At 43.5% G+C, this 827-nt stretch carries 1 protein-coding gene; it reads left to right on the top strand.

Translation table 11 applies throughout. The annotated features are described in order from the left end of the window. The coding region (locus A3739_RS14750; protein WP_304440280.1) for an acetyl-CoA hydrolase/transferase C-terminal domain-containing protein at window positions 1-785 on the top strand (785 nt) is incomplete at its 5' end. Window positions 786-827 lie beyond the last annotated feature (42 nt).

Below are 827 nucleotides of genomic sequence, written 5' to 3'. Positions count from 1 at the left end.
GTCATGTGAATCAGCTCATGGTGAATGAAGAGTTAGTTGTTGAACAACGCAAACATGCGCGCTTCATCAACACGGGATTGATGGCCACGCTTAATGGCGCGGTCGTTTCTGATGGATTAGATAACGGCAAAATTGTTTCTGGGGTGGGCGGCCAATATAACTTTGTTTCAATGGCGCACGCCTTGCCTGATGCACGCTCGATATTGCTGATTCGTGCAACGCGAATGAGCAAAGGGGAAGTGAGTTCTAATATTGTCTTCAATTATGGGCACACGACAATTCCTCGTCATTTGAGAGATATCGTAATTACCGAATATGGCGTTGCAGATCTGCGTGGTAAAACGGATGCTCAAGTGATGAAGGCAATGCTGAATATTACTGATTCACGCTTTCAAGAAAGTCTATTAGAACAAGCAAAGGCAGCGGGTAAGATCGAATCCAGTTATCAGATACCAGCAGAATTTCAGGCGAATACACCAGAGTCAATCAATCAGGTGATCGAGAATTATCGTCTGAACGGCTTGTTCCCAGCATTTCCACTGGGGACTGATTTTACGGAGCAAGAACTTCAAATTGGCGCCTGTTTGAAGCAGCTAAAAGCGCTTCAGAGCGACAAAATGAAAATGTTTAAAACACTCTTCAAAGCCTTTACTGATGGCGATCACTCAGAACAAGCAAAGCCTTTCTTGGAACGTATGGCCTTAGTAGAAACTAGTAGCAAGAAAGAAGAAGTAGAAAAGAAACTGCTTATTCATGAATTGCTTGAAGCTGGCTTAATTTCTTAGCTTTCTGACATTTGCAGTAGAGCTGTGCTGTTCACCCAACAG

This window comes from Oleiphilus sp. HI0067, assembly GCF_001635735.1.
Note: the sequence above shows the minus strand (reverse complement) of the source record. Positions and strands in the feature narration are given on the sequence as shown.